We start from the raw sequence: 26956 nt of genomic DNA, 5'->3' as shown, positions 1-26956 counted from the left end.
CCGTATCACAGGTGTGGTCTCGGCCATCGGAGTGATCGTCGGGAGACGTCAAGCGGACCATGCGTCTCGACATCGCGACCCTCTTGCTGGTGACCTTCGTCCTCACGTTCCTCGTGGGCGTGCTCTTCGTGCTGTCGTGGGTTCAGGCACGTCGGACGCTCGCTCTGGCGATCTGGGGCGTCGCGCACCTCGTGGGCGCGATCGCCTCCGGCGGGCTGGCCCTGCGCGGCACGATCCCCGACTGGCTCTCCATCGGCGTCGCCAACGCGATGATGATCGCCGCCTACGGTCTGATCTGGAGCGGCGTGCGGGCCTTCGAGGGGCGGAGCCTGCGCCTGTCGATCGCGATCCTGAGCGGCGGCGCCTTCGCGGCGGCCTGCCTCGTCCCGGCGTTCTACGGCTCGATCGCGGCGCGGGTCGTCCTCGCCTCGTCGATCGCCACCGTCTTTTGCACGGCGAGCGCGTACGAGATCTGGCGCGGCCGGGCGGAGCGGCTGGTCTCGCGCTACCCCGCGATGATCCTGCTGTGCATCTACGGGATCTGCTACGCGGTCCGGATCCCCGCAGCCTTCCTCGCCCCCCTGCCGACCAGCCCCGACGCCCTGCAATCGCGCTGGGTCGCGATCCTGTGCTTTGCCGCGATGCTGTTCACGATCGCCCTCGCCTTCACGTTCATGGCGCTGACCAAGGAGCGGGCCGAGCGGGCACAGCGGCTCGCCGCATCGGTCGATCCGCTGACCGGCATCGCCAACCGCCGCGCCTTCGTGCTGGAGGCCGAGGCGATGCTGGCGCGGCCCTCGCCGAGCGCGCTGCTGCTGTTCGACCTCGATCACTTCAAGCGTGTGAACGACACCTACGGCCACGCGGTCGGCGACGGAGTGCTGGTCGGTTTCTGCGCCCTGGGGCGGGCCTTGCTGCCGGGCGATCGCGCGTTCGGCCGGCTCGGTGGCGAGGAGTTCGCGTGCCTGATCCCGGCCCAGACCCCGGAGGCCGCCCGGCGCGAGGCGGTCCGCTTCGGCCGCGCCTTCGCCGCCCTGCGCCTGCCGACGCTGCCGCACCTCGAGGTCAGCTGCAGCATCGGCGTGGCGGTGAGCACGCCGGGACATGAGCGTTTCGACGACCTGATGCGCCGGGCCGACCTCGCGCTCTACCGCGCCAAGCGCAACGGCCGCAGCCGGACGGAACTGGCCGAGGCGGACGGTCCGGATGCGCAGGCCGCCCGAAACCGGCGACTGCCTTGGCCTCAGGCAGCCGAGTAGGCTGCGGCCCCCAGGCGTGCGCGGGCAGCCGCGTATTCGCGCGCGAGCCGTGCGACCACGTCCGCCACGGGCGGCGCGTCCGCGATGGTCCCGACGCCCTGGCCGGCACCCCACACGTCGCGCCACGGCTTCGCCCGGCTGCTGCCGAAGTCCATCGCGCTCTTGCCGACGTCCGGCAGGCTCTCGGGATCGAGCCCGGCGGCGCGGATGCTGGGGCTCAGGTAGTTTCCGGGCACGCCCGTGAAGAACGGGGTGTAGAGGATGTCGGCGGCCGCGCTTTCCGCGATCATCGCCTTGTAGCCGTCGGCGGCGTTGGCCTCCGCCGTCGCGATGAAGCGCGTGCCCATGTAGGCGAGGTCGGCGCCCATCGCCTGCGCGGCGAGGATCGCGCTGCCGGTGGTGATCGCCCCCGACAGGATGATCGGCCCGTCGTAGAAGCGCCGCACCTCGCCGAGCAGGGCGAACGGGCTCAGCGTGCCGGCATGCCCGCCCGCGCCGGCGCAGACCAGGATCAGCCCGTCGACGCCGGCCTCCAGCGCCTTCTCCGCGTGTCGGACGGTGGTGACGTCGTGGAACACCACGCCGCCGTAACCGTGGATCGGCCGCACCACGGCGTCGGGCGCCCTGAGCGAGGTGATGACGATCGGGACCGCGTGGGCGACGCAGGCGGCGACGTCCCGGGCCAGCCGGTCGTTCGAGGCGTGGACGATCTGATTGACCGCGAACGGCGCGATCCGCCGCGTCGGCTCGGCCGCCCGCGCCGCGGCGAGCGTGCCGGTGATGAGCGACAGCCAGGTGTCGAGGCGTTCGGCTGGCCGGGCATTCAGCGCGGGAAACGACCCGACGATGCCCGACAGGCACTGGGCGATCACGAGGTCGGGCCCTGACACGATGAACAGCGGTGCGGCGATCACCGGCAGGGCCAGCGTGCCGCGCAACGCCGGGGGCAGGCGTTCGTTCGATGCGGATTCGGTCATGCGCCCTGCCTCTCGATCGTCGCGGCGAGGATCAAGGGCCGGGCGGTCGCGCCGTCAAGGCTCCGACGCAGGTTTGCCGACGACATCGACGGACACCGGCGTCGGCCGTCGCCAGGCCGTGGCGCGGGTTGTGCAGCCCGGGGCCAAGGTGCAGGCTCGGTCGGAGCCGGTCCGGTCTCGCGCGGCGATCGCGCGTGCCGGCCGGCTCGAGGCCATGTCAGAGGGCCGCCACGGCCCGAACCCGGAGGATGCCGCTTGAGCGGGACGATCGACGACACGATTCTCGGCGTTCCCGAGGCGTTGCGCACGCATGTCGGCGCGATCAGGCCGATGGCCGAGCACAAGGTGCTCCCGCGGCTCGATCACTTCGCGCGCGATTTCATCGCGCTCTCGCCCTTCCTCGTGCTCGCCTCGATGGACGCGGATGGCCGGGCCGACGCGAGCCCGCGCGGCGACGCTCCCGGCTTCGTCCGGATCCTCGACGACGCGACGTTGCTGATCCCGGACCGCCGCGGCAACAACCGCGTCGACAGCTTCGGCAACGTGCTCGGCAATCCCGGGGTCGGGCTGATCTTCTTCGTGCCGGGCATCGACGAGACGCTGCGGGTGAACGGGCGCGCGGCGCTGGTCACGTCGGCCGAGATGCTCGCGCCCCTGGTCGCCCAGGGCAAGGTCCCGGTGACGGGTCTGCGCGTCGCAGTGGAGGAGGTGTTCTTCCACTGCGCCAAGGCGCTGATGCGGGCCAAGCTGTGGTCGCCGGAGGCGCAGGTCGAGCGCAAGAGCTTCCCGAGCCTCGGGCGCATCCTCGCCGAGCAGACCGGCACCGCGAGCGTCGCCGATGCCGAGCGCTCGACCGAGGAGGCCTACCGCACCCGGCTCTACTGAGCATCGCGCGGGATCGCCGGAGGTCCCCGGCGATCCCGCCTCCCGTTCATTCGGCTTCGGGGGCGATCGGCTCCAGGCCGCCGACGTGGCGCTGGGCGTAGAGCGGCAGGCCGATCTGGCGGATCAGTTCCTGCTGGGTCTCGAGGAAGTCGATGTGGCCTTCCTCGTCCTCGGCCAGATCCTCGAACAGGCGCTTCGACACCCGGTCGTTGATCGAATCGCAGTACTTGGCGGCTTCGAGGTAGAGCGCGCGGGCCTCGCACTCGGCGGCGAGATCGCAGGCGATGATCTCCTCGACGTTCTGGCCGATCCGCAGGGGATCGAGCTCCTGGAGGTTGGGGAAGCCGTCGAGGAACAGGATCCGGTCGACGAACCGGTCCGCGTGGTTCATCTCCTCGATCGATTCCTTGCGCCAGAACTTGGCGAGGTCGATGTAGCCCCAGTCGTTGAGCATCCGGAAGTGGAGCCAGTACTGGCTCACAGCGGTCAGCTCGCTGCGCAAGCCGCGGTTGAGATACTCAATGACCTTGATGTCGCCCTTCATGAAACCCGTTCTCCCCTTGGCCGTGCGAGGGAAAAGCCGGGCTACGCCTCAGGCGGCGATCCCCTCCTCTGCAGGCTGGACCTTTCCCAAACTGCAGCCGGTTGCGCAACCCGTCGCGCAGGCATGGGCGTCCTGTCCCGCCTCGAGCGCCGCGGCGGCGAGGGCGTTCTGCATGATCGAGCGGATCGTGCGGGCGCAACGCCCGCATTTCGGGCTGCAGCCGAGGCAGGCGTAGACCTGGGCCGGCGTGCGCGGGCAGCCAGGACCCGGGCCGAGACACCCGCGCACGGCGCCATCCGAGAGGACGTTGCAGGAACAGACGATCATACGATCCAAAATTCGATGGCTGGAGGCTCGTTTCCTTCGACGCCCTCGAATCGTTCGAGAGCGCTCGCCGTGCGTCGTCCCGTCCTCGACCGTCGCCAGTTTAGAACTCTTGAAAACTAAGCGTTTTCAACGTGTTAGCGAACGCCACATGCCATCCGGCACCGTATCGGTCAAGGCTCCGGCGATCACGAGCGCACGATCGGATCGCATCGTCGCGTTTCGCGGCTCCCTATTGCGCCAGCTCCTTCAGCGCGAGCCGGATGAGAACCTTCGCCTCGGCGTCCTCGCCGCCAGCCTTCAAGGCAGCGGCGACCGCGGCCGAGGCCTGGAGCTGGGCGTAGCCGAGGTTGACCAGCGCCGAGATCGCGTCTGCGACGGGCTGGGGCGCGGAGCGGTTCTCGACCGCGCCCGACAGGGCGATGAGCGCCGGATCGATCGGCGCGAAGGCCGGCGCCTTGTCCTTGAGTTCGGCCACCAGCCGGGCGGCCAGCCGCGGGCCGACGCCGGGCGCACGCGCGACGGCGGTCTTGTCGCCCATGGCGATCGCCGAGGCGAGCTGAGGCGGCTCCAGCACCGAGAGCAGCCCGAGGGCGACCTTGGAGCCGACGCCCTGCACGGTCTGGAGCAGGCGGAACCACTCGCGCTCGGCATCCGAGCGGAAGCCGTAGAGGCGGATCATGTCCTCGCGGACATGCGTCTCGATCGAAAGGACGGCCGGCTCGCCGGGCTTCGGCAGGCGCTGGAGCGTGCGCGCCGAGCAATGCACCTCGTACCCGACTCCCTGGACGTCGAGGAGGACGAAATCCTCGCCGTAGGAATCGACCACGCCCTTGAGCTTCCCGATCATGAGATCCCGATCATTCGCGCCGCCGCGTCCAGCGTGCCGTCCGCTGCCTACAGAATGCCGCGCATCGCCGCCATCCGGCGAACCGTGGCGAGTCTTTCTGCAGGCCAGTCTTGAGAGCGGCCGAGCTTCGTGGGATCAGGGCAGGGAAACGGTCGGTTACAACCCAGGCGATCCCGATGCGCGGACCCTTGCTTCTCCTCGCCCTGACGCTCGCCCTCTCGCCGGCGCGGGCCGCCGACACCGCGACTGCCCCCAGCGCCGACCCGACGCAGGTCCGGCCGGGCACCTACCGCCTCGATCCCGACCACGCCAAGATCACCTGGTCGCTGAGCCATCTCGGCTTCTCGACCTATTACGGGCAGATCACCGACGTCACCGGCGACGCGACCCTCGACCCCAAGGACGCGACCAAGATCCGGCTCAAGGTCACGATCGGCACCGACAGCATCACCGGCGTGAACCCGAAGCTCGACGCGCATCTCAAGACGCCCGACTTCTTCGACACCGCGAAGTTCCCGAGCGCGACCTTCGCCGCCACCGCGGTGGAGGCGACGAGCCCGACCACGGCACGCGTCACCGGCGACCTGACGCTGCGCGGCGTCACCAAGCCGGTCGCCTTCGACGCGACCTTCAACCGGGCCGGCATCCATCCCGTCGACAAGGCCTACACCGTCGGCTTCGACGGCCGCGCCGTGCTGAAGCGGTCGGACTTCGGCATCGACGCCTACCTGCCGATGCTCGGCGACGAGGTCGTCCTGCGCCTCGAAGGCGAGTTCAAGGCGGTGAACTGATCTGCCTCAGCCGAGCTTGGCCAACGCCGCCGCGATCCGCGCGGCGCCCGGCCCGGCCGCGCCGGGCGGCGGGTTCGCGCGCTTGAGCGCATGGGCGCCGCGATGGTTGACGTGGGTGATGGCGATGGCGAGCGCATCGGCCGCATCCGCCAGCTTGAACTCGGCCTTCGGCAACAGGAAGCGCACCATCGCCTGGATCTGCGCCTTCTCGGCATGCCCCGAGCCGCAGACCGACTTCTTGATCAGGTTCGCCGCGTACTCGAACACCGGCACGCCGGCGAGCGCCGGCACCAGCAGCGCGATGGCGCGGGCGTGCCCGAGCTTGAGCGTCGCCTGCGCGTCCTTGTTGACGAAGGTCTCCTCGACCGAAACCTCGTCGGGCGAGAAGTCCCGCACGACCCGGGTGATGCCCTCGTGCAATTCGCGCAGGCGCAGCGCCAGCGGCAGGTCGCCGTCCGAGGTGACGACGCCACAATCGACGTAGGCGAGCTTCGCCCCCGTCACCGTCACGACGCCCCAGCCGGTGCGGCGCAGGCCCGGATCGATGCCGAGGATGCGGATGGGCGTCATGAACCGGACCTTGGCCGCACGGCCGGAACGCCGTACCGGCTCTGTCTGAGCACATAGCGTGAACGAAGGGTTTCGCCAAACGGTCGCGGCTGGCCGACTTTCGAAACTGAGGCGATCGAACTACCGTCGGCTTCGCGGCGCGCCACGATGCGGGCCGAAACCTCGGGCGGGCTGGCGGATGAACACCCTCGATTGGCTGGTGCCGACCCTGGCCTTCCTCGCGCCGATGCCGCCGATGCGGCCGGAGCCGCCGAAACCGCTGCGCGGCAACGCCTGGGCGGCGGGCATGGTCATCGGCAGCGTCTGCCTGATGATGGTGCTGCCGATGTTCACGATCTGGAGCTTCTGGGGGCCGCACGATTCCTTCCAGGTCCGCTGCGAGGCCTCGGGCGGCCGCGTGCTGCAGGACCCGGCGATCGGGGTCGCGCCCTACCGCTGCGACCGCAGCGGGGCGGCCTCGCCCCGCTGACGCCCACGCCTCAGGCCTCGAGCTTGGCCACCAGCGCGTCGGACAGGGCGAAGTTGACGTAGACGTTCTGCACGTCGTCCTGGTCCTCGATCACCTCGACGAGGCGGATCAGCTTCTCGCCGGTCTCGTCGTCGACGTCGATCGTGTTCTGCGCCTTCCAGACGAGGCCGGTGCGGGTCGGCTCGCCGAAGCGCGCCTCCAGGGCCTTGGTGACCTCGCCGAAGGAGTCCTGCGCGCAGGTGATCTCGTGGCCGGATTCGTCCGAGCGCACGTCGTCGGCGCCGGCCTCGATCGCCGCCTCCAGCATCGTGTCGGCGTCGGCGACCGAGGCCGCGAAGCCGACCACCCCGACGCGGTCGAACATGAACGCGACGGCGCCGGTCTCGGCGAGGCTCCCGCCGGACTTGGTGAAGGCCGAGCGCACGTCGGAGGCCGTGCGGTTGCGGTTGTCGGTCTGCGCCTCGACGATCAGCGCGGCGCCGCCCGGGCCGTAGCCCTCGTAGCGGATCTCCTCGTAGGTCTCCCCGTCGGCACCGGCCGCCTTCTTGATCGCCCGCTCGATGTTGTCCTTGGGCACGTTCTCGGCGCGGGCCGCGATGATCGCCGCGCGCAGGCGTGCGTTCATCGCCGGATCGGGCAGGCCGAGCTTGGCCGCCACCGTGATCTCGCGGGCGAGCTTCCCGAAGAGCTTCGAGCGGACGGCGTCCACCCGGCCCTTGCGGTGCATGATGTTCTTGAACTGGGAATGGCCGGCCATGGCGTCGCGCGTTCTTTGGGTCTTGGCGGCGGAGGGCTCGCGCCCTCGACGCCGCCGGGCGGGGATGCCGCGGTTTATACGCGCGTGCGGCGCGGGGAGGCAACGCGGGCGGCACACGCGAACGCGATCGGCCGACGACGGAAAGATCGGCGGCGACGGGCGTTCCCGAACCGCGGCCGACCGGCGCGCCGACGAGGACAGAATGCGAAAACAGGTTGAGCGGAAACGGACGGTCGTGGTCACGGGCGCCAGCGCCGGCGTCGGCCGGGCGGTCGCCTGCGAGTTCGCCCGGCATGGATGGAACGTCGGCCTGATCGCCCGAGGCGAGGCCGGCCTCCACGGGACGATCGAGGACGTGGTGCGGGCCGGCGGACGCCCGATGGCGTTCGCGGCCGACGTCGCCGACGCGGACGCGGTGAGCCAGGCGGCCGCCGAGGTCGTCGCGGCGTTCGGCGGCATCGACGTCTGGGTCAACAACGCGATGGTGACGGTCTACGCGCCCGTCCAGCAGACCTCCGCCGAGGAGTTCCGTCGCGTCACCGAGGTGACCTATCTCGGCCAGGTCCACGGCACGCTCGCCGCGCTCGAGCACATGGTGCCCAAGGATTCCGGCACCATCGTCCATATCGGCTCGGCCCTGGCCTACCGCTCGATCCCCCTGCAGGCGACCTATTGCGCGGCCAAGGCGGCGGTGCGCGGTTTCGTCGACTCGCTGCGCAGCGAATTGCTGCACGACGGCAGCAAGGTACGGCTGACGATGGTGCAGCTGCCTGCGGTGAACACGCCGCAATTCGATTGGGCCCGCTCGGTGCTGCCGCGCAAGCTCGAGCCGGTGCCGCCGATCTACCAGCCCGAGGCGATCGCCCGCCACGTCTACGCGGCCGCGCAGGCAGCGCCGCGCGAGCTCTGGATCGGGACGTCGGCCTGGAAGGCGATCGTCGGCAACATGGTGATCCCGGGCTGGATCGACGGGTATCTCGCCCGTCACGGATATCGCGGGGAGATGACCAGCGTGCGCGCCAACAAGCACCGAGCCGACAACCTCTACGAGCCGGTGGACACCGATCCCGGCGCCCATGGCCGTTTCGACGACCGCGCCGTCGGCCACGTCGCCGCCGCCGACCCGAAATGGCTGAAGCTCGGGCTTGCCGCGGCGCTGGGCCTCGTCGCGGGGACGACGCTGTTCGCGACGGAAGCGCAGGGACGGCACGATGCGCGCCGGCAGTCGGCCGGTCGCCGGCTCGCCCGTCGCGACTGACGGGTCAGGCGCTCGCGTGCCACTCCCTCAGGCCCGCGAGCGTCACCACCCCGTCCGCCCACGCGAACCCGAAGACGTGCCGGTGCGGATGCCCCGGCTCGCCGAGATCCGACACCGCCGAGAACGCGCCGTCGAGGCGGTGGCTCTCGGTGTAGCGGCTGCGGGTCGCCAGCACCGGCAGGCCGGCATCGAGCGCCGATCGGATGCCGGCGGCGGAATCCTCGAACGCGATCGCCTCCGACGGCGCGATGCCGAGGCGTTGCACCGCGAGATCGAAGATGTCGGAGGCCGGCTTCTTGCGGGCGGCCTCGTCGCCCGAGGCGATCACGTCGAAGGGGCGGTCGCCAGCGGGGAAGTTGACGGCAAGGAGCGTGTCGACGTTGGCGCGGGTGGTGGTCGTCGCGATCGCGAGCCGGACGTCGCCCGCCCGCGCCTCGGCGATCAGCCTCGCGACGCCTGGGCGGAGCGCGAGCGCACCCTCCGCGACGAGGCCGCCGTAGATCGCGGTCTTGCGGGTGTGGATCTCCGGCATGCGCGCTCGCAGGCCCGCGGCATCGCCGTGGCGGGTCGCGACGTAGTGGGCGAGCCGCTCCTTCCCGCCCATCACCGTCAGCAGGTCGGCGTAGCACGCCGGGTCCCAGTGCCAGGGCAGGCCGAGCTCGGAGAAGGCGTGATTGAAGGCCTGGCGATGCAGGTCCTCGGTCTCGGCCAGCGTCCCGTCGACGTCGAAGATCAGCGCCTTCAGCATGAGGTCGCCATCAGCATCGGATTGCCCGGCCGCTCGCCGCCTCGGCGCCGGCGCGGATTGCGGCGATCCGCTCGGCGTAGCGGTCGGGGCCGTCCTTGAACACCGCGTTGCCGGCGACGAACACGTTGGCGCCGGCGGCCGTCGCACGGCCGACCGTCTCGGCGTCGACGCCGCCGTCGACCTGGATATCGATGGCGCGGCCCGCGATCATCGCCTTCACCCGCGCCACCGTCTCCAGCGCGCTTCCGAGGAAGCTCTGGCCGCCGAAGCCCGGGTTCACCGTCATCACCAGCACCATGTCGGCGAGGTCGAGCAGCGGCTCGACCATCGCGGCGGGCGTTCCCGGGTTGAGCGCGATGCCGGTGCGCTTGCCCAAGCTTCGGATGGTCTGGAGCGAGCGATGGCTGTGCGGCGCGGCCTCGACGTGGACGGTGATGCCGTCGGCGCCGGCGTCCGCGAAGGCCGCGAGGTAGGGGTCGGCCGGCGCGATCATCAGGTGCACGTCGAAGAACTTCTTCGTGTGCGGGCGCAAGGCCTTCACCACCGGGGGCCCGAAGGTGATGTTGGGCACGAAATGCCCGTCCATCACGTCGAGATGGATCCAGTCGGCGCCGGCCGCGTCCACGGCGCGGGTCTCCTCCGCCAGCCGTGCGAAGTCGGCCGACAGGATCGAGGGGGCGATGATGGCCTTTGGCATGCGGCATGTTCCGAGACGCGCGGGGCCGACACGCCCTCGCGCGGGCTGATGTGGGGTGGGGAAGCCCGGCCAAAACAGCCGGACTTTTTGCCCGCGACGACCCGTGCGGTCAGGCGAGCCGGCGCTTGCGCTCGACGAGTTGCATGATGATCGGCGTGAGGATGAGCTGCATCGCGAGGTCGAGCTTGCCGCCGGGGATGACGATCGAGTTGGCCCGGCTCATGAAGCTGCCCTCGAGCATCGAGCGCAGGTACGAGAAGTCGATGCCCTTGGGGTCCTTGAAGCGGATCACCACCATCGATTCGTCGGCCGTCGGGATCCAGCGGGCGATGAACGGGTTCGAGGTGTCGACCGTGGGCACCCGCTGGAAGTTGATGTCGGTCCATGAGAATTGCGGGCAGATGGTCTGCACGTAATCCGGCATCCGCCGCAGGATCACGTCGGTGACCGCATCGGTCGAATAGCCCCGGAACGACCGGTCCCGGTGCAGCTTCTGGATCCATTCGAGGTTGATCACCGGCACGACGCCGATCTTCAGGTCGGGGTAGCGCGCGAGGTCCAGGGTCTGGTCGACGACGCACCCGTGCAGGCCCTCGTAGAAGAGCAGGTCGGAGCCGGGCGCGAAATCCTCCCACTCGGTGAAGCTGCCCTGCGGCCGCCCGTAGCGCGCGGCGTCCTCGACGTCGTGGACGTAGTGCCGGGTCCGGCCCCGCCCGGACTCGCCGTAGGTGCGGAACACCTCCTCGAGCTCCGGCAGGAGGTTGGCGCGCGGCGCGAAGTGCGAGAGCGTCGGCTCCGCCGCCATCATCGCGTGCATCGTCTCGCGGTCGAAGGCATGGAAGCCGTCGCCCTCGATGTAGACCGCCGACACGTCCTCGCGCCGGAAGATCTGCTCGAAGGTGTTGCGCACCGAAGTCGTGCCGGCCCCCGAAGAACCGGTGACCGAGATGATCGGATGCCGCGCCGACATGCTGCTACCGGGCGTGTCCCGAGGTCACGAGCGCATCAGCCCGCGCTGCCCGAACAGGGGGGAGCGCCCGGCGGCGTGGTTGCGCCCGTCGTAGTACTTGGCGACGCTGGCGACCTCCTCGACCGAGCCGAAGACCAGCGGCACGCGCTCGTGGATGCCGGCGGCGGCGATGTCGAGGATGCGGCGCTCGCCGTCGGTGGCGCCGGCGCCGGCCTGCTCCATCAGCATGGCGATCGGGGCAGCCTCGTAGAGCAGGCGCAGGCGCCCTTGCGCGTAGCCCTTGCGCCCGTCGCCGGGGTACAGGAACACGCCGCCGCGCATCAGAACGCGCTGCGCGTCGGCCACCAGCGAGCCGAGCCAGCGCATGTTGTAGTCCTTGTCGTGCGGGCCCTCGGCGCCGCGCAGGCAATCCTCGATATAGGCCTTGATCGGGCCGTCCCAGTGCCGGGCGTTCGAGGCATTGATCGCGTATTCCTTGGCGGCCGCCGGCACCTCGAGCGCGGCATGGGTCAGGCGGAAGGCGCGCTCGGCACGGTCGAGCACGTAGACCTGGGTGCCGTGGCCCAGCGTCAGGATCAGCGCCGTGGCCGGCCCGTAGGTGACGAAGCCGGCCGCCGTCTGCGCCGTGCCGGGCGTGGTGAAGGAGGCGATCGGGTCGCCCTCGGCGGTCACGGCCGGGCGGATGCCGAAGATGGTGCCCACCGCCATGTTCACGCCGATGTTCGACGAGCCGTCGAGCGGGTCGATCGCGACCGCGAGCGGCGCCCCGGCGTTGAGGTGCATCACGCCCTCGGCCTCCTCGGAGGCGACCTCGGCGACGGGCGCGCCCTGGAGGGCTTCCGTGACGCGCTGGTGAGCGATCACGTCGAGCGCCTTCTGCACGTCGCCGTCGCTGTTGTGCTCGCCGGCCGCCGCGAGGTCGCCCCCGAGCGCTCCGCGCCCGATGACCTCGCTGATGTCGATGGAGGCCGCCGCGATCGCGGCGATCACGGCGGCGGTGTCGGCCAAGTGCGGCTCCGCCGCGACAGCCTCGGCGAGGCATGCATCGAGCCGCGATCCGAGTGCCGGTGAACCTGTCGACATCCGCTTGCCTTTCCGCCCGAGATCCTGCCGCGCCGTCATGCGTGCGACGGCGCCTGCCGCACGCCTTACCTGCCCGAAAGCCGGCAGGATACCGCACGCGGGCCGCCCTTCACCAGGGACCGACGCCGCCTGTGAGCAAGAAATCTAAAACTTCTTGCGGCCGATTACAAAAAAACTAAAAACAGCGCATGCGCAACCTGTCCCTTAAGCAACTTCAGGCCGTCGCGGCGGTGGCACGTCTCGGCACCATGACGCGGGCCGCCCAGGAGCTCAACGTCACCTCGGCCGCCCTATATGCCCGCATCCGCCAGCTGGAGGAGGAGGCGGGCCTGCTGCTGTTCGACCGGACGCCGACCGGATTGAAGCCGACCGATGCGGGCCGCGAGATGCTCTGGGCGATCGACAGCATCAACACCGTTCTGGAAACCTGCGCCGACAAGCTCCGCATCCTCAAGGGCGGCGCCGGCGGCCGGGTGACGCTCGGCGTGGTCTCGACCGCGAAGTACTTTGCGCCGCAGGTGATCGCCGGCTTCGTGAAGGCGCATGCCGGCGTCGAGATCAACCTGTCGGTGCGCAACCGCGGCAACACGGTCGAGGCGCTGCGCAACTACGAGATCGACTTCGCGATCATGGGCCGGCCGCCGCGCGACTTCGCGATCGAGGCCGAGATCTTCGGGCCGCACCCCCTGGTGCTGATCGCCGATCCCAACCACCCCCTGGCGGGCCGCCGCGGGCTGACCAAGGCCGACATCGCCGAGGAAGCCTACCTCGTGCGCGAGGACGGATCGGGCACCCGCACGGTGTTCGAGGAATTCATGAACGGCATCATCATCAAGCGGGCGAAGCTCGGGATCGATTCCGGCTCGAACGAGACGATCAAGCAGGCGGTGATGGCCGGGCTCGGGATCGCGCTGCTCTCCGCGCACACGGTCTCCGCCGAGGTCGAGGCCGGCCGTCTGGTTCTGCTCGACGTCCAGGGCCTGCCGATCCGGCGCGATTGGTACGCGGTCCGCCGGGCCGACAAGGTCCTGGGTCCGGCGGCCGCCGCGTTCTGGGAGTACCTCATGCAGGACGGCGCCCGCTGGTTGCCGGGGGTCGAGGTGCTCGGCCAGGAGACGGTCGCCGCGATCGCCGCCGGGGGCAGGGCGTGAGCGCCGGCCTCGTCGTCGTCGGGGGCGGGCAGGCGGGGTTCCAGGTCGCCGCGTCGCTGCGCGAGGCCGGGTTCGCCGATCCCGTCACCATCGTCGCCGACGAGCCGGGCCTGCCGTATCAGCGGCCCCCGTTGTCGAAGGCCTATCTCGCCGGCAAGACCGACGCCGCGGGGCTGCACCTTCGCCCCGACGCCTTCTATGCCGAGCACCGCATCGCGGTCCGTTCGCAGACCCGGGCCGTCGCGATCGACCGGGCGGCCAGGACGCTGCGGCTCGGCGACGGGACCGTCCTCCCGTACGATCACCTCGTTCTCGCCACCGGCGCGCGCAACCGCCCGCTGCCGGTGCCCGGCGCCGACCTTGCCGGCGTGCGCCAGCTGCGCGACCTCGCCGACGCGGACGCCCTGCGCGCGGCCTTGGAGATCGCGCGGCGGATCGTCGTGGTCGGCGCCGGCTTCATCGGCCTCGAGTTCGCGGCCGTCGCCGCCGCGCGCGGCCTCGACGTGACGGTGATCGAGGCCGCCGACCGCCCGATGGCGCGGGCGGTCTCGACCGAGACCGGCACCTTCTTCCGCGGCGCGCACGAGGGGCTCGGCGTCCGCTTCGCCTTCGGTGCCGGCGTCGCATCGATCGCGGGGGAGGGCGGCCGCGCCGGCGCCGTCCGCCTGTCGGACGATCGCGAGCTGCCTGCCGACCTCGTCGTGGTCGGGATCGGCGTGCTGCCGAACCAGGAGCTCGCGGCCGAGGCCGGCCTGTCCGTCGCGGACGGCATCCGGGTCGACGCGTTTCTCGCCACCGACGACCCGGCGATCTCGGCGATCGGCGACTGTACGCGCCATCCCAGCGCCTTCGCGACGGGATTGTCCGCGGACGGCACCGTGCGGATCGAATCGGTGCAGAACGCGATCGACCAGGGGCGGTGCCTCGCGGCCCGCCTCGCCGGCCGGCCGGCAGCCTACGCGGCGCTGCCGTGGTTCTGGAGCGACCAGGGTCGCTACAAGCTGCAGATCGCCGGCCTCTCGGGGCCGTCGGACCTGTCGGTCCGGCGGGGTGGCGGCGAGGCGTTCTCGGTGTTCCGCTACCGCGGCGCGCGCTTGGTCACGGTCGAGTCGATCAACCGCGCGGGCGACCACATGATGGCCCGTCGCATCCTCGGCGCCGGACGGACGCCGACGCCGGAGCAGGCCGCCGACCCCGCCTTCGACCTCAAGGCGTTCGCGGTGGCGTGAAACGCATCGACCCCGCACGGCCGGGGCCGAACGGGGTCGATGGTCGTCGGATGGGGTGAGGCCCGACCCGCCCGGGCCGGGCGATCGCCCTTAGGAGATCAGGTCGAGCTTCGCGGCTTCGAGGCCGTTGCTGCGGACCGATTCCGGCAGCGCGAGGAAGTCGCGGTAGCCGGCCTCGCGCGCCATCGCGTCGAGGGCGGTCGCCTCGTCGTCGGCCGAGCCGGTCCACAGGACGATGCCGTTCTTGGTCTGACGAATCTGGAAGATGCTCATGGGAGCCCCGTCGCATGGGATGTTGAAAGCTTAACGTCCTTAATGCGGCGCGGTTGCAGGTATTCGGTCGCCTATTTCCAGGCCGTCGTCTACGCTCCCCGGGGCGTCGGCGCGTGCCTTCAAAACGCCGGGCTGCGGTGCGACAGGGCAGGCTCAGGCGAGCCCATGGACGCCAGCGAGACCACTGCCGTGATGCGATCCTTCGTTGCCGCCCTGCGTGTCGCCGGCCTCGCGGCGGCCTTCTGCGCGGGCGCATCGTCCGTCGGCGCGGTCGAAACGGCGGCGGTGCCCGAGCCGCAATCCATCGCGCCGGCGATCAGCGTCGTGCCGGCCCAGATGCGGGAGATCGTCGAGCGGGCGGTCATCACCGGCACGCTGGTGCCGCGCGACGAGATCCTGGTGTCGCCGGAGATCGAGGGCTTCCGCATCATCGAGCTGCTGGCGGAGGAGGGCGACCGGGTCGCCGCCGGTCAGGTGCTCGCGAAACTCTCCACCGAGATGATCGCGACCCAGGAAGCCGCGAACGCGGCAGCGGTCGCCCGGGCCGAAGCCGCGATCGTGCAGGCGAAGAGCCAGATCGTGCAGTCGGAGGCGGCCCAGACCGAGGCGCGGCTGTCGTTAGAGCGCGCCCAGGCCCTGATCAAGACCGGGAACGCCACCGCCGCGATCCTCGAGCAGCGCGTCTCCGCGGCACAGGGCGCGGACGGCAGGCTCGCCTCGGCCCGCGGCGGCCTGCAGGCCTCAGAGGCCGATCTCGCCACCGCCAAGGCCTCGGGTGCCGAGATCGCGCTCAAGCGCGCCCGCGCCGCGATCCGCGCGCCGGAAGCCGGGATCGTGAACCGCCGCACCGCCCGCGTCGGCGGAACCGCGACCGCGGCCGGCGAGCCGCTGTTCCGCCTGATCGCGCGCGGCGAGATCGAGCTGGAAGGCGAGGTGCCGGAGACCTGGCTGCCGCGGATCAAGATCGGCGATCCGGCCCAGCTCGACCTGGAGGACGGGCGCAAGATCGTCGGCAAGGTCCGCCGGGTCTACCCGGAGGTCGACCGCACCACGCGGCTGGGCAAGGTCCGCATCGCGCTCAGCGACGATCCCGCGCTCCGCATCGGCGCCTTCGGCCGCGGCACCGTCGAGGTGGCGCGGCGAACCGGCGTCGCGGTCCCGGTCTCCAGCCTCCTGTTCGCGGCCGACGGCAATGCCGGGGTCCTCGTGGTGAAGGACGAGCGGGTCGAGGCGCGCAAGGTCGTGCCCGGCCTCTCCGCCGCGGGGTTCTCCGAGGTTCGCAGCGGGCTTGCCGCCGGCGAAACCGTCGTCGCGCGCGCCGGAAGCTTCCTGCGCGACGGCGACCGGGTGCGGCCCGTGCCGCCCGAGACCCTGACGCCGCTCGCCGACGCGACCATGCGTTAGGGGCGACGTCATGCGCCTCAACATCTCCGCCTGGTCGATCCGCCGGCCGCTGCCGTCGATCGTCCTGTTCCTCGTATTGCTGCTGCTCGGCTTCGTCAGCTTCCGCTCCCTGCCGATCACGCGCTTTCCCAACATCGACATCCCGATCGTCTCGGTGACGATCACCCAGTCGGGCGCGGCGCCCTCCGAGCTTCAGACCCAGGTCACGAAGTGGGTCGAGGATTCGGTGGCGGGTGTGAAGGGCGTCAAGCACATCCTCTCGACCATCACCGAGGGCTCGTCGGTCACCACCATCGAGTTCCGGCTCGAGGTGAACACCGATCGGGCCGTCAACGACGTGAAGGATGCGGTCTCGAAGATCCGCCTGAACCTGCCGCGGACCATCGACGAGCCGATCATCAACCGCGTCGAGATCGCCGGCCTGCCGATCATGGTCTACGGCGCGTCCGCGCCCGCGATGACGCCGGAGGACCTGTCGTGGTTCGTCGACGACGTGGTCGCCCGGTCGATCCAGGGCGTGCGGGGCGTCGGCGGCGTCGAGCGCCTCGGCGGCGTCGCCCGCGAGGTCCGCGTCACCTTGAAGCCCGACCGGCTGCTCGCGCTCGGCATCACCGCGGCCGACGTCAACCGGCAGCTGCGCCTGACCTCGGCCGACATGGCCGGCGGACGCGGCGAGGTCGGCGGCCAGGAGCAGTCGATCCGCACGCTCGCGGCCTCGGCGACCCTCGACACGCTCGGCGCCACATCGATCGTCGTCTCCGGCAACCGCAAGGTGCGGCTCGACGAGCTCGCCACGCTCACCGACACCGCCGAGGAGCCGCGCACCTTCGCCCGCTTCAACGGCGAGCCGGTGGTCGCCTTCGCGATCTCGCGCTCGGCCGGCGCCAGCGACGCCGAGGTCTCGGTCGGCGTGGCCGACCGGATCGCGTCGCTGCACGCCGCCAACCCGGGCGTGCGCTTCGACCTGATCGACACCTCCGTCACCAACACGGTCGGCAACTACCATTCCGCGATGCTCGGGCTGCTGGAGGGCTCGGCGCTGGCGGTGATCGTCGTGCTGCTGTTCCTGAAGGACTGGCGCGCGACGCTGATCGCGGCGGTGGCGCTGCCGCTTTCGGTGCTGCCGACCTTCTGGGTGATGAGCACGCTCGGCTTCTCGCTGAACGCCGTCAGCCTGCTAGCGATCACGCTGGTGACCGGCATCCTGGTCGACGACGCCATCGTCGAGATCGAGAACATCGTCCGCCACATGCGGATGGGGAAGACGCCCTATCGCGCGGCCCTCGAGGCGGCCGACGAGATCGGCCTCGCGGTCATCGCCATCACCGCGACGATCATCGCGATCTTCGCCCCCGTCTCGTTCATGGGCGGCATCGCCGGGCAGTACTTCAAGCAGTTCGGCCTGACGATCGCGGCCGCCGTGTTCATGTCGCTGCTGGTCGCGCGCCTGATCACGCCGCTGCTCGCCGCCTACTTCCTGCGCGACCACGGGCCGGAGGACACGCGCGAAGGCGTCGTGATGCGCGGCTACACCCGCCTCGTGGCGTGGTCGGTGCGGCACAAGTTCGTGACGCTGGTGGCGGGGCTGGCCTGCTTTGCCGCCTCCATCCTGTCCACCGGCCTGCTGCCGTCCGGCTTCCTGCCGGCCGAGGACGCGGCCCGCACGCTGTTCGTGGTCGAGCTGCCGCCCGGCGCCAAGCTCGCCGAGACCACGCGCGTCACCGACGCGCTGGTGGACAAGATCCGGACGCTGCCCGAGGTCCGCAGCGTGTTCGTCGACGGCGGCCGGCAATTGCCGGGGAAGAAGGAGGTGCGGCTCGCCTCGCTGACCATCAACCTGACGCCGAAGAACACGCGACACCGCACGCAGAAGGAGGTCGACGTCGCCGTCGGCGCGATCCTGCGGCAGCAGCCCGACATCCGGTTCTGGGCTTTGCGCGAGGGCGGCCAGCGCGATCTCGAGCTCATCATCGCCGGCCCCGACAAGGCGGTGGTCGCCGACGTGTCGCAGCGCCTCCAGCGCGAGGCGGCGCAGGTGCCCCACCTCGTCAACGTGATCTCGACCGCGCCGCTCGACCGCACCGAGATCCGCATCCGCCCCAAGGCCGGGGTCGCGGCCGATCTCGGCGTCTCCACCGACCTGATCGCCGAGACGGTGCGCGTCGGGACCATCGGCGACATCGGCGCCAACCTCGCCAAGTTCAACGCGCGCGACCGTCAGGTGCCGATCCGGGTGCAGCTGCCCGAGACCCTGCGCGGCGACCTCGCCCAGCTCGAGACCCTCAAGGTCCCGGTCAAGGGCGGCGCCGCGGTTCCGCTCTCGACGGTGGCCGACCTGTCTCTCGGGCAGGGCCCGACCGCGATCGACCGCTACGACCGGGCGATCCGCGTGGCGCTGGAAGGCGACATGCAGGGCTCGGACGCCCTCGGCTCGCTGATCGACCAGGTCATGCACCTGCCGACCGCCCAGGCCCTGCCGCCGGGCGTGACCATCAGCCAGACCGGGGATGCCGAGGTGATGGGCGAGGTGTTCTCCGGCTTCGCCCTCGCCATGGGCGCGGGGCTGATGATGGTGTTCGGCGTTTTGATCCTGCTGTTCGGCTCGTTCCTGCAGCCGATGACGATCCTGTTCTCGCTGCCGCTGTCGATCGGCGGCGCGATCCTCGGGTTGCTGGTGTTCCACAAGCCGATCTCGATGCCCGTCGTCATCGGCATCCTGATGCTGATGGGCGTGGTCACGAAGAACGCGATCATGCTCGTCGATTTCGCCGTCGAGGAGATGGGGCGCGGCGTAGACCGCGCCACCGCGATCATCGATGCCGGCCGCAAGCGCGCGCGGCCGATCGTGATGACCACGATCGCCATGGCCGCCGGCATGGTGCCCTCCGCGATGGCGCTCGGCATCGGCGGCGAGTTCCGGGCCCCGATGGCGATCGCGGTGATCGGCGGCCTCATCGTCTCCACCGGCCTGTCGCTGGTCTTCGTGCCGGCGATCTTCGTGCTGATGGACGACCTGTCCCGCCTGATCGTCCGCCTGTTCTCCCGCTTCGTCGGCGCGCGCGACGACCCGGAGGAGGCGGGGCGCGCGCCTTCCGGCCATCCCGCCAACGACGGGCGGGGCTACCCGGCGCCGCCTCGGGTTGCGGCGGAGTAGGGGACGCTTCGGCGCACGCGCATCTTCGATCGGGGCGCGGACATCGCGTTCGGGCGGTCGATCCGAGCGCTTCGCGGTTCCGTCATCCCGCGATGAGAGGCCCGTCGCTCACCGCGCCGGCGCAGCAAGCGCCTCGGCCCATGATCCACCACCGCGTTGCCGACCGCGGCCGCGATGGAGAGCAGGGCGGGCAAGGCCGGCGCGCGATCGTGCCGCCATCGTCGAACACCGCGCCTCGCGTGCGCCCAATGGGCATGACGTGCCATCGCCCTCGTGCGGCAAGCGCGCACAAAGGCACTGCCCTCGTCCGCCCGCGTTCCTACATAGGGAGCGAGACAGGATCGGCCGTTTCGCGGGTCGATCGTCACGAGGCGCGTCGCCCCTTCGGAGCGCGCGCGAGATCAGCCAGGAGCAGGCCGCATGACCGAGACAGCAGGCTCGCCGAAGAAGGGCCGCAAGCCGGCGGATCCCGGCACCCATCACGAGGCGCCGACGCAGCCCCCGCGCGAGGCGGCGGTGGAGGCGCTGATGCGGCTGGCGGCCGAGCAGCCCTGGAACGACATCGAGGTCGGCGACATCGCCCGCGAGGCGGGTCTGAGCCTTGCGGAGCTGCGCGACCTGTTCCCGTCGAAGGGCGCGATTCTCGCCGGCCTCGCCCGGATCATCGACCGTAAGGTGCTTGAGGAGGACGGTGCCGATCTCGCCGAGGAGCCGACCCGCGAGCGGCTGTTCGACGTGCTGATGCGCCGGCTCGACGCGATGACGCCGTACAAGCCGGCCTTGCGGCGCATCTCGTTCGCGCTGCGCGGCGACGTGCTGTCGATGCTGGCCCTGAACGGCGTGGCCCTGAACTCCCACCGTTACATGCTGGCCGCGGCCGGGATCGACACCGAGGGCCCGCTCGGCCGGCTCAAGCTCCAGGGCGTCGTCATCGCCTTCGCCCGCGTGGTCGAGACCTGGCTGCAGGACGACGACCCGTCGCTCGCCCGGACCATGGCCCGCCTCGATAAGGAGATCCGCAGCGGCGAGCGCTTTATGGAACGCGCCGAGGACGCCCGCCGGCTTGTCGCGCCGTTCCGCGCGCTCGGACGGTCGCTGCTCGATCGCCGGTCCCGGTCGCGCACGCCGGACGTGGAGGACGGCGAGCCGGCGCCGAGCCTCTGACGCGCTGGCGCTCGCCATCGGGCCGGCCATCCGCGCCGAGGCGAGCGCCACGATCACACCGGGCGGTCGAACGCCCGCACATGCGGAATCCCGATTGACGCCACCGATGCCACCCCCTAAACGAGCCTTCGTCGGCGCCGAGCGCCCGGCGAGCCCAGGTGGCGGAATTGGTAGACGCGCTGGTTTCAGGTACCAGTCTTGCAAGAGGTGAAGGTTCGAGTCCTTTCCTGGGCACCATCAGCTGGCCAAGCCGCTGATCCGCAAAGAGAAATAACAAATTCAAAGGCTTAGAGCCATCCGGTGATACACACGGGTGGTACACATGGTGCTCGGAATGAGCCGGCCTTGGAAGCACCCGAAAACGGGCGTCTATTATCTCCGCAAGCGGGTGCCAGCGGACTTACGCAACGTTGTCGGTACCGAAGTGGTCAAGATCACTCTCGGAACTAAAGACCCCACGGTTGCGAAAGCCCTCCATCTTAAAACCTTAACCGATCTCGAATCACGCTGGGCCAACCTGAGGCTTGGCGCGCAAACGCTGACTGAGCGGGAAGCACACAGCGTCGCTAACCGCGCCTATGAAGTCTGGGTGCGGATGCATCGAAACGACCCGAGCTTCCAAAATTTCTGGCAAACGGAGATTTACGAAAAGCTCTGGACGACGGAGCTCATCGATATTTCAGAGGCGAACCTCAAAGAATTTGGCTCCGTAAAAATTCACCAAAGCTTTTCAGCTTTCGAAATGAGAAGGTTCTGCCGGAAGGTCTCAATATCGTACTTGACCGCCGGAGGAATAAATCTTGATGCGGCGAGTGAAAGCAAGCTGGAAAAGGCAATTGCTGCAGCATTTCAGAGGGCAAGCATCGAATTATCTCGTATGGCCGAAGGATACGACCAAGATAAAGACGTTAAACTCGGTAAAGAACTTTTTGACGAATATTATTCAACAAGGTTAGTATTTAAAAAAAATGGAATTTCTGTCAAGGAAAAGAACTTGGAGCAGTTCAGCCTCACGGCTCTCTTGGAGAGCTGGTGGCGCGAAAATAAAGCTGCAGGCATAAAGCCGAGTACTTACCAGAGCTATCGAAACACCATAAAATACTTCATAGTTTTTTTGGGCCACGAAAAAGTTGAGGCGGTCACACCGCACGATATCGTTGCTTTCAAAGATCACCGATTGACAGAACCATCGCCAAAAACCGGTCGTGTGGCTTCTGCGAAAACGGTGAAAGATAGCGATTTATCGGCGTTAAAGACATTGTTCCGATGGGCAGTCTCAAACCGAAAAATCCAAGAGAATCCGACGCTTGGTATAACAATAAAAGTCACGAAGTCTGCCCGCTTGCGTTCGAAGGGTTTCTCGGATGCCGAAGCTGTAGCAATTCTCGCTGCGGCTTTGAAATACGAGAATACCAATGAATTTAAGGGCACCGCCTTTGTCAAGCGTTGGGTACCATGGCTTTGCGCCTTTACAGGCGCAAGGGTTGGCGAGATTGCTCAGCTAAGGCGGCAAGATATTCGTTGGGAAAACAGCAGATGCATTATCCGAATCACGCCAGAGGCAGGCACCGTGAAAACCAATGAAGCGCGTGAGGTTGTTTTACATCGGCAGCTTGATCTAATAGGATTTCAAGCGTTCATTGAGGCATGTCCAAATGGCCATTTATTTCTCAAAGCAAGGCACGATGGTGATGTCCTAGGTCCGCTCCAGGGACTTAAAAATCGCCTCGCCGAGTTCGGCCGTTCTATTATAACTGATCGAAACGTTGCCCCAAATCACGGATGGCGGCATCGTTTTAAGACTGTTGGTATGGAGGTAGGTATTGCTCCAAGGATATTGGATGCAATTCAAGGCCAAGCGGCACGGACAGTGGCCGACACATACGGAGACGTAAGTCTCAAAACAATGGAAGCCGCGATAGATCGCCTACCAGCGTTCGAAATTTCAAACGAACGCATTTGAAGACAAAAAGGCGAACCGCTGCATTTGTACGATTGGGGATTAGCATTCGTTCAGGTAAAAACTTTCACGTCAACGTTTGGCTCAAGCACCCTGGCGGAAGGCAGCAACTTAAGAACGATTAGGGTTCGATGAAATACAAGCGGATCGGTAGCGAATACTGCGATCGAAAGCGAGTCAACGCAACGCCATAAAAAGATAAAAAGCGTCAAAGAGATTATTCAAAGGTCGTCATTGAGCTGCCAATTAAAAGTTGGCATGTTATGTTTATAAGCTGAATTATATGAGCAGCTTACAAAGGCAAGGAAATCGCCGAATCGAAAGTTGAGAGACATGGTCAAACGCCCACAATAGATAGACGTCACATTGTGTGAAACCTCAAATCCAAACTATCTGAAAATTTACAAGATAATATGTGTAATTAAGGACCACCTATAATGCTCATACGTTCCGGCTAAGCCAACGGTCGTTGGTACGACGAAACTGTTCGATGGCAATCGTCCGGATCCGCGTATAAAAAGCACAAGAAAGAAAGCGTTTGATGCGTTGCTGACCATTCTAGGGGGGGCACCGCTACCGTTAGCCATGAAAGGTAAATATCTTGTCGGCTCAAAGTGCGACGAAGCTTACAGCCATTATCGTCCAACAGGGGAAAGTTCTCGACTTCATCGATGGATCGACCCAAAGGAATGAGACGCCTGAAGAGCATGTTCGACAGGAAATAGCAAAATCACTCGTTCGCGAGTATCGTTATCCGAAATCGAATATTTCAATTGAGTATACGGTTCAAATTGGTACCCGTAAACCCAGGGCTGATATTGTTGTATTTGCTGCAAATATGCGGCACGAACAGCCAAACGCTACGATTATTGTTGAATGTAAGGCCCCATCAGTCAAATCAACAGACAAAGAAAACGGTGTAGCTCAACTAAAAAGCTATCTCGATGCGTGCCCGAACACGCGTTTTGGCATGTGGATTAACGGGGTTGAACGCGTATGTTTTCGCCGCATCGAGTCCGACGGTCATCGCTTTTGGGAGGAGATACCGGACCTGCCCCGGTTCGGAAAAGAGGATGAGCTCGACGATCGTCCTCAATTCCACCAGTTAGACCCAGCCAGTTCTGATGCTCTTTTGTTTGCGTTCAGAAGATGCCACAATTTCATAGCCGGCAATCAAGGGTTACAAAAACCTCAAGCCTTCTGGGAGTTACTTAAGCTTATATTCTGTAAAATCGAAGATGAGAATGGCTCTGAGATCCAGTTTTATGCTGGAGCTACGGAACGTCGCACGTTGAACGGTGCTCTTAAGGTCAAGGCTCGTGTCGAGTCACTGTTCTCAGCAGTAAAAGATCAATTCCCCCAAATATTTAAGTCTGAAGAGCAGATCGATCTTGATCCAAAAGTGATAGCTTACATTGTTAGTCAGCTTCAAGGGTATATTCTGCTCGACAGCGACATCGACGTAAAGGGGCGGGCATACGAAGAAATCGTGGGTTCGAACCTTCGTGGAGATCGTGGTGAGTTTTTTACGCCCCGAAATATATGTCAGATGGCAGTCAGCATGCTGGCCCCTAACGAAAAGCAACTCATATGTGATCCTGCTTGCGGTACAGGCGGATTTTTGATCACCGCAATGCATTATGTGATCCGCGAAATTGAAAACGCCCAAAGATTGAAATGGAAAAATAATCCAACATTGGCTCGAGACGCAATTAAAACTAGAATTGTAGACTATGCTAAAAAGTTCATTGTTGGCGTTGACTTCAATCCTGAGTTAGTAAAAGCGTCTAAAATGAATATGGTTATGAACAATGATGGAGCTGGGGGGCTTTACCAGGCCAACTCGTTAGAAAATCCAGCTGGATGGCGCGATGACGCTCTTCGAAACCGCAAGCTGATGGGGCGAGCGGACCTTGTCTTTACAAACCCACCGTTCGGATCGAAAATTCAAATCAGCGACACTTCAATACTTGAACAGTTTGACCTCGGACATAAATGGTCATACGATGAAAAAAATGATTTGTGGAATAAATCGGGGTCATTGCACAAGTCGCAACCTCCAGAAATTCTATTTATCGAAAGATGCATCCAGTTACTCAAACCTGGTGTCGGTCGAGCGGCAATTGTTTTACCTGACGGTATATTGGGTTCGCCCGGGCTTGGATATGTTCGAGAGTGGATACTACGCAACACCCGCATCCTGGCCAGCATAGATCTTCATCCTGATACATTTCAGCCATTTGTAAGCATTCAAACAAGCCTTTTGATTCTTGAGCGAAAAACAAAGGAACAAATCGATTTGGAGGCCGCAGCCGGGTCGATAAGTGAATACCAAGTCTTTATGGCAGTTGCGAACCATATTGGGCATGATAAAAGAGGCCAGAAGACGTATGTGCGTGATGCTCTCGGGAACGAAATGTTCCGAGAGGTCGATAAGCAAGTTTGGGAGTATGAAGATGGTGTCCGTGTAATTCGCAACCAGAAAGTGCAAGATAAAGTTCTTGACGATAATACTAAGCAAATAGCAGAAGCGTTTCGCCAATGGCTCTACGAGCACGACCTATAAATGATGCATCACCAGAGGTCACATCTTGGCCCTGGCATACTGCAAAGACGGCGAGCGTATCGATTTCACTCATGTCGACTGCTCATCGTCGATTTGATGCTGAGGCTTACCTCACCGATGGTTTTGGAGTACGTAGGTCGATCGAGAGTAAAGGGACTGGGTGGCAATGCTTTGGAAATGTCGCCGAAATACGCATGCCTTCCCGTATCAAAATGGTTCTGGTTTCAAGCACTGAGGGCACTCCTTACCTTAATACTAGTCAGGTCTTCGACATACGGCCCAGAGCCCGAAAGTGGTTGGCGATGGGAAAAATCACGGAGGCCGATGACCGCTTGGTAAAACAAAATCAAATTTTGGTTATGCGATCTGCGACGGTTGGCCGATCAATCGTCACCTATAGCGCACATGAACGCTCAGTCATCAGCGATCATTTTTTACGGGTCACCCCACGCGATCCGAAGATGAATGGCTGGATTTACGCGTATTTGAAAAGTCCGCAGTGTTCTGCAATGTTGAAGGGCTCTCAGTATGCCAGCATAATTAGGCATATTGAACCAAAGCATCTTCAGCGCATCCCTTTTGTTGATCCAAGCGATGACGTTGTTGCATATTTCGATCGTAAGCTTAGTAAAATAATCGCATGCCGCAATAAGTCGGCGGCTCTTCGCGATGAAGCAGAGTCCTTACTTTCGAAGGCCGTTGGCTCGCTGAGATCAGTTGACAAAGAGATCGGATTTTCGGTCCCTGTTGGATCATTGAAGTTTAACCGGCGTCGATTTGAAGCCAGTTACCATTCGCCAGAAGTGAGCAAGATTATTGCTTCTTTCGAAAAATATGATCGGCTTGGAGCGGTGGTCGAAAAGATTTGGTGGCCGAATAGATTTAAGCGCTACTATGGCGAGGGCGGAACACCCTATATGAGCGCCGACGATGTTTTTACAACCAACCCCTATGATTTAAAAAGCGTCTTAGTAGAAAACAAGAAAGATAAAGAAGATTTCCAAGGAATGCCGGGAACTATAGTGATGGCAAGGTCCGGTCAGACTTATGGCTTAAACGGGTCTGCCGCACTTGTTACAAGCTTTCATGCTGGTTATTTCCTTTCCGACGATCTTTTGCGTATTATTCCGAAATCGGATAACGCGAGGGCCGGATATATTCTCACTGCTTTAACCCATCCGATTCTAGGACGACCTTTGCTCATCCGAGAAGCCTACGGAATGTCGATCCCCCACCTCGATCCGGGTGATGTGGCCAATTTCCCGCTTGTTCGTTTGGGGTCAGAATTGGAAAACAAGATAGCAGATTTAGCCGAAGCCTCTGCTCTTGAGCATGCAAACGCCCAAATAATTGAATTAGAAGTCGCGGAAGAAGCGGGGCAAATTGTTTCAAGTTTTCTTGTGCACGACGACTCAACGGTGGAAGATGCTATCGATGAAGCTTTGGCAAATGATCGGCTTGTACAAATACATAAAGACGACAGTTCGGTGATTCGCGGTACTGCATTAGACGATAGGATGAAGATGTGGGAAGCATGATCGAATGGCTAAGCTGCCTCGGGGTTTGGCGGTTGGCCCTGCGGCAGCTTCCTTTCTGGATGCCATGCAGCCTGGGAAAGTTAGAACACAGATCGTTCGAAAGATGAGAGCTCTGCAGGAGGATCCACGTCCGCCCGGATGTAAGAAGCTCGCTGGTGTATCGTCAAAATCGGATTCGGTATGGCGGGTACGATCAGGCAACTACCGCATGCTCTATGTCGTACATGAAGCTGAGGTTATTGTAATTGATATAGGCCATCGAAAAAATATCTATAAATGAATTCGATGGTTTCTCTCACATATACAGCTTCGTATCCTGTAGTTATGAATACGGT

The 26956-nt window shown here is 65.4% G+C and carries 25 protein-coding genes and 1 tRNA gene; 15 read left to right on the top strand and 11 right to left on the bottom strand.

The genetic code is table 11. The annotated features are described in order from the left end of the window. Positions 1-59: 59 nt before the first annotated feature. Complete coding sequence (locus MKK64_RS13840) at positions 60-1259, top strand: sensor domain-containing diguanylate cyclase (protein WP_243935492.1); 1200 nt, start codon at positions 60-62, stop codon at positions 1257-1259. Here the strand turns inward: MKK64_RS13840 and MKK64_RS13835 are convergent. Then, complete coding sequence (locus tag MKK64_RS13835; protein WP_243935491.1) at positions 1244-2236, bottom strand: NAD(P)H-dependent flavin oxidoreductase; 993 nt, start codon at positions 2234-2236, stop codon at positions 1244-1246. The genes MKK64_RS13840 and MKK64_RS13835 overlap by 16 nt on opposite strands. A gap of 255 nt (positions 2237-2491) precedes the next feature. On the opposite strand from MKK64_RS13835, the gene MKK64_RS13830 reads away from it, so the two are divergent. Next, the gene (locus MKK64_RS13830) at positions 2492-3121 is read left to right on the top strand and encodes a pyridoxamine 5'-phosphate oxidase family protein (RefSeq protein WP_279593164.1); all 630 of its coding nucleotides are present in this window, start codon (positions 2492-2494) and stop codon (positions 3119-3121) included. 46 nt (positions 3122-3167) lie between these two features. On the opposite strand, the gene bfr is transcribed toward MKK64_RS13830, so the two are convergent. The 3 genes from bfr to ruvA all read right to left on the bottom strand — a co-directional run bounded on the left by bfr (position 3168) and on the right by ruvA (position 4839). Then, the gene (gene bfr / locus MKK64_RS13825; protein WP_147727192.1) at positions 3168-3665 is read right to left on the bottom strand and encodes a bacterioferritin; all 498 of its coding nucleotides are present in this window, start codon (positions 3663-3665) and stop codon (positions 3168-3170) included. A 48-nt stretch (positions 3666-3713) separates the two neighbouring features. Next, entirely contained in the window at positions 3714-3992 is a 279-nt protein-coding gene (locus tag MKK64_RS13820; protein WP_147841606.1) for a bacterioferritin-associated ferredoxin, read from the bottom strand. 229 nt (positions 3993-4221) lie between these two features. Further along, positions 4222-4839 carry a Holliday junction branch migration protein RuvA gene (gene ruvA, locus MKK64_RS13815; protein WP_243935490.1) on the bottom strand — a complete coding sequence of 206 codons (618 nt, stop codon included), beginning with the start codon at positions 4837-4839 and terminating at the stop codon, positions 4222-4224. Positions 4840-5015: 176 nt separating this feature from the next. Here ruvA and MKK64_RS13810 point away from each other — a divergent pair, with 176 nt between their 5' ends. Further along, a complete protein-coding gene (locus tag MKK64_RS13810) occupies positions 5016-5630 on the top strand; it encodes a YceI family protein (protein ID WP_243935489.1) in 615 nt (204 codons plus the stop codon). Positions 5631-5636: 6 nt separating this feature from the next. Here MKK64_RS13810 and ruvC read toward each other — a convergent pair whose 3' ends face one another. Next, entirely contained in the window at positions 5637-6200 is a 564-nt protein-coding gene (gene ruvC, locus MKK64_RS13805; RefSeq protein ID WP_147841608.1) for a crossover junction endodeoxyribonuclease RuvC, read from the bottom strand. Positions 6201-6378: 178 nt separating this feature from the next. Between ruvC and MKK64_RS13800 the strand changes: the two genes are divergently transcribed. Continuing rightward, positions 6379-6669, top strand: a complete 291-nt coding sequence (locus tag MKK64_RS13800; protein ID WP_147841609.1) for a hypothetical protein — start codon at positions 6379-6381, stop codon at positions 6667-6669. A gap of 10 nt (positions 6670-6679) precedes the next feature. Here the strand turns inward: MKK64_RS13800 and MKK64_RS13795 are convergent, their stop codons facing one another. Continuing rightward, positions 6680-7426, bottom strand: a complete 747-nt coding sequence (locus MKK64_RS13795; RefSeq protein WP_147727021.1) for a YebC/PmpR family DNA-binding transcriptional regulator — start codon at positions 7424-7426, stop codon at positions 6680-6682. Positions 7427-7628: 202 nt separating this feature from the next. On the opposite strand from MKK64_RS13795, the gene MKK64_RS13790 reads away from it, so the two are divergent. Further along, positions 7629-8684 carry an SDR family oxidoreductase gene (locus MKK64_RS13790; protein WP_147841610.1) on the top strand — a complete coding sequence of 352 codons (1056 nt, stop codon included), beginning with the start codon at positions 7629-7631 and terminating at the stop codon, positions 8682-8684. A 4-nt stretch (positions 8685-8688) separates the two neighbouring features. Here MKK64_RS13790 and MKK64_RS13785 read toward each other — a convergent pair whose 3' ends face one another. The 4 genes from MKK64_RS13785 to MKK64_RS13770 all read right to left on the bottom strand — a co-directional run bounded on the left by MKK64_RS13785 (position 8689) and on the right by MKK64_RS13770 (position 12182). Beyond that, positions 8689-9432 carry an HAD-IA family hydrolase gene (locus MKK64_RS13785; RefSeq protein ID WP_147727023.1) on the bottom strand — a complete coding sequence of 248 codons (744 nt, stop codon included), beginning with the start codon at positions 9430-9432 and terminating at the stop codon, positions 8689-8691. A gap of 10 nt (positions 9433-9442) precedes the next feature. Then, entirely contained in the window at positions 9443-10129 is a 687-nt protein-coding gene (gene rpe / locus MKK64_RS13780) for a ribulose-phosphate 3-epimerase (RefSeq protein WP_243935488.1), read from the bottom strand. A 109-nt stretch (positions 10130-10238) separates the two neighbouring features. Next, entirely contained in the window at positions 10239-11099 is an 861-nt protein-coding gene (locus tag MKK64_RS13775; RefSeq protein ID WP_147727025.1) for a phosphoribulokinase, read from the bottom strand. Between the two features lie 24 nt (positions 11100-11123). After that, positions 11124-12182 carry a class 1 fructose-bisphosphatase gene (locus tag MKK64_RS13770; protein ID WP_243935487.1) on the bottom strand — a complete coding sequence of 353 codons (1059 nt, stop codon included), beginning with the start codon at positions 12180-12182 and terminating at the stop codon, positions 11124-11126. A 188-nt stretch (positions 12183-12370) separates the two neighbouring features. Between MKK64_RS13770 and MKK64_RS13765 the strand changes: the two genes are divergently transcribed. Continuing rightward, positions 12371-13333: a LysR family transcriptional regulator gene (locus MKK64_RS13765; RefSeq protein ID WP_147727027.1), complete on the top strand. Its 963-nt coding sequence runs from the start codon at positions 12371-12373 to the stop codon at positions 13331-13333. Then, a complete protein-coding gene (locus tag MKK64_RS13760) occupies positions 13330-14562 on the top strand; it encodes an NAD(P)/FAD-dependent oxidoreductase (protein WP_243935486.1) in 1233 nt (410 codons plus the stop codon). Before MKK64_RS13765 ends, MKK64_RS13760 begins: the two co-directional genes overlap by 4 nt. Before the next feature lie 90 nt (positions 14563-14652). Here MKK64_RS13760 and MKK64_RS13755 read toward each other — a convergent pair whose 3' ends face one another. Continuing rightward, on the bottom strand, positions 14653-14835 hold the full coding sequence (locus tag MKK64_RS13755; RefSeq protein WP_147841615.1) for a hypothetical protein: 183 nt from the start codon (positions 14833-14835) through the stop codon (positions 14653-14655). 192 nt (positions 14836-15027) lie between these two features. Between MKK64_RS13755 and MKK64_RS13750 the strand changes: the two genes are divergently transcribed. From MKK64_RS13750 to MKK64_RS28440, 8 genes are all read left to right on the top strand, one after another. Beyond that, positions 15028-16239, top strand: coding sequence for an efflux RND transporter periplasmic adaptor subunit (locus MKK64_RS13750; protein WP_243935485.1), 1212 nt, complete (start codon positions 15028-15030; stop codon positions 16237-16239). Positions 16240-16249: 10 nt separating this feature from the next. Next, positions 16250-19393 carry an efflux RND transporter permease subunit gene (locus MKK64_RS13745; RefSeq protein WP_243935484.1) on the top strand — a complete coding sequence of 1048 codons (3144 nt, stop codon included), beginning with the start codon at positions 16250-16252 and terminating at the stop codon, positions 19391-19393. A gap of 420 nt (positions 19394-19813) precedes the next feature. Beyond that, positions 19814-20557 carry a TetR/AcrR family transcriptional regulator gene (locus tag MKK64_RS13740; protein WP_243935483.1) on the top strand — a complete coding sequence of 248 codons (744 nt, stop codon included), beginning with the start codon at positions 19814-19816 and terminating at the stop codon, positions 20555-20557. Positions 20558-20709: 152 nt separating this feature from the next. Then, a tRNA-Leu gene (locus tag MKK64_RS13735) sits at positions 20710-20794 on the top strand. An 85-nt stretch (positions 20795-20879) separates the two neighbouring features. Next, the gene (locus MKK64_RS13730; protein ID WP_243935482.1) at positions 20880-22520 is read left to right on the top strand and encodes a DUF6538 domain-containing protein; all 1641 of its coding nucleotides are present in this window, start codon (positions 20880-20882) and stop codon (positions 22518-22520) included. A 598-nt stretch (positions 22521-23118) separates the two neighbouring features. After that, a complete protein-coding gene (locus MKK64_RS13725; RefSeq protein ID WP_243935481.1) occupies positions 23119-25083 on the top strand; it encodes an N-6 DNA methylase in 1965 nt (654 codons plus the stop codon). 302 nt (positions 25084-25385) lie between these two features. Then, complete coding sequence (locus MKK64_RS13720; RefSeq protein ID WP_243935480.1) at positions 25386-26621, top strand: hypothetical protein; 1236 nt, start codon at positions 25386-25388, stop codon at positions 26619-26621. A gap of 4 nt (positions 26622-26625) precedes the next feature. Continuing rightward, the gene (locus MKK64_RS28440; protein ID WP_409567947.1) at positions 26626-26901 is read left to right on the top strand and encodes a type II toxin-antitoxin system RelE family toxin; all 276 of its coding nucleotides are present in this window, start codon (positions 26626-26628) and stop codon (positions 26899-26901) included. Positions 26902-26956: the final 55 nt, after the last annotated feature.

It is taken from the genome of Methylobacterium sp. E-025 (genome assembly GCF_022829705.1).
Taxonomy (GTDB): Bacteria; Pseudomonadota; Alphaproteobacteria; order Rhizobiales; family Beijerinckiaceae; genus Methylobacterium.
Note: the sequence above shows the minus strand (reverse complement) of the source record. Positions and strands in the feature narration are given on the sequence as shown.

Coding starts and splice junctions, on each gene's coding strand:
- MKK64_RS13840 (WP_243935492.1), top strand. CDS start 60: ATGCGTCTCGACATCGCGACCCTCTTGCTGGTGACCTTCGTCCTCACG.
- MKK64_RS13835 (WP_243935491.1), bottom strand. CDS start 2,236: ATGACCGAATCCGCATCGAACGAACGCCTGCCCCCGGCGTTGCGCGGC.
- bfr (WP_147727192.1), bottom strand. CDS start 3,665: ATGAAGGGCGACATCAAGGTCATTGAGTATCTCAACCGCGGCTTGCGC.
- MKK64_RS13820 (WP_147841606.1), bottom strand. CDS start 3,992: ATGATCGTCTGTTCCTGCAACGTCCTCTCGGATGGCGCCGTGCGCGGG.
- ruvA (WP_243935490.1), bottom strand. CDS start 4,839: ATGATCGGGAAGCTCAAGGGCGTGGTCGATTCCTACGGCGAGGATTTC.
- MKK64_RS13810 (WP_243935489.1), top strand. CDS start 5,016: ATGCGCGGACCCTTGCTTCTCCTCGCCCTGACGCTCGCCCTCTCGCCG.
- ruvC (WP_147841608.1), bottom strand. CDS start 6,200: ATGACGCCCATCCGCATCCTCGGCATCGATCCGGGCCTGCGCCGCACC.
- MKK64_RS13800 (WP_147841609.1), top strand. CDS start 6,379: ATGAACACCCTCGATTGGCTGGTGCCGACCCTGGCCTTCCTCGCGCCG.
- MKK64_RS13795 (WP_147727021.1), bottom strand. CDS start 7,426: ATGGCCGGCCATTCCCAGTTCAAGAACATCATGCACCGCAAGGGCCGG.
- MKK64_RS13790 (WP_147841610.1), top strand. CDS start 7,629: ATGCGAAAACAGGTTGAGCGGAAACGGACGGTCGTGGTCACGGGCGCC.
- MKK64_RS13785 (WP_147727023.1), bottom strand. CDS start 9,432: ATGCTGAAGGCGCTGATCTTCGACGTCGACGGGACGCTGGCCGAGACC.
- rpe (WP_243935488.1), bottom strand. CDS start 10,129: ATGCCAAAGGCCATCATCGCCCCCTCGATCCTGTCGGCCGACTTCGCA.
- MKK64_RS13775 (WP_147727025.1), bottom strand. CDS start 11,099: ATGTCGGCGCGGCATCCGATCATCTCGGTCACCGGTTCTTCGGGGGCC.
- MKK64_RS13770 (WP_243935487.1), bottom strand. CDS start 12,182: ATGTCGACAGGTTCACCGGCACTCGGATCGCGGCTCGATGCATGCCTC.
- MKK64_RS13765 (WP_147727027.1), top strand. CDS start 12,371: ATGCGCAACCTGTCCCTTAAGCAACTTCAGGCCGTCGCGGCGGTGGCA.
- MKK64_RS13755 (WP_147841615.1), bottom strand. CDS start 14,835: ATGAGCATCTTCCAGATTCGTCAGACCAAGAACGGCATCGTCCTGTGG.
- MKK64_RS13750 (WP_243935485.1), top strand. CDS start 15,028: ATGCGATCCTTCGTTGCCGCCCTGCGTGTCGCCGGCCTCGCGGCGGCC.
- MKK64_RS13745 (WP_243935484.1), top strand. CDS start 16,250: ATGCGCCTCAACATCTCCGCCTGGTCGATCCGCCGGCCGCTGCCGTCG.
- MKK64_RS13740 (WP_243935483.1), top strand. CDS start 19,814: ATGACCGAGACAGCAGGCTCGCCGAAGAAGGGCCGCAAGCCGGCGGAT.
- MKK64_RS13730 (WP_243935482.1), top strand. CDS start 20,880: ATGGTGCTCGGAATGAGCCGGCCTTGGAAGCACCCGAAAACGGGCGTC.
- MKK64_RS13720 (WP_243935480.1), top strand. CDS start 25,386: ATGGGAAAAATCACGGAGGCCGATGACCGCTTGGTAAAACAAAATCAA.
- MKK64_RS28440 (WP_409567947.1), top strand. CDS start 26,626: ATGGCTAAGCTGCCTCGGGGTTTGGCGGTTGGCCCTGCGGCAGCTTCC.